Origin of the sequence: Corynebacterium sp. HMSC056F09 (assembly GCF_001815785.1) — a bacterium.
Lineage (GTDB): Bacteria > Actinomycetota > Actinomycetes > Mycobacteriales > Mycobacteriaceae > Corynebacterium > Corynebacterium hiratae.
The window spans coordinates 1-273 of sequence record NZ_KV821978.1; the positions used below are offsets into that span (position 1 = coordinate 1).

General features: G+C 53.8%; 1 pseudogene. It reads left to right on the forward strand.

The annotated features are described in order from the left end of the window. Window positions 1–232, forward strand: a pseudogene (locus HMPREF3056_RS13640) (IS30 family transposase); the annotation flags it as partial. Window positions 233–273 lie beyond the last annotated feature (41 nt).

The following is a 273-nucleotide window of genomic DNA, read 5'->3' on the forward strand; positions in this document are numbered from 1 at the left end:
GGACTACCGCATCAGCAAGCGCCCTGCCAGTGTTGAAGACCGTGCTATTCCAGGACATTGGGAAGGCGATCTCATCATCGGGCAAGGAGGCACAACGTCCCTTGTGAACTGCGTGGAACGCAGTACTCGCTACACCATGATCCGCAAACTTGATGTGCATGATTCCGCCACGACTGTCGATAAGTTAATCGAGAGTCTACCGGCAAAATACGCAACATCACCAAAACGCTGACCTGGGACCAGGGTGTGGAACTAGCCCAAGTAGACAGGCTG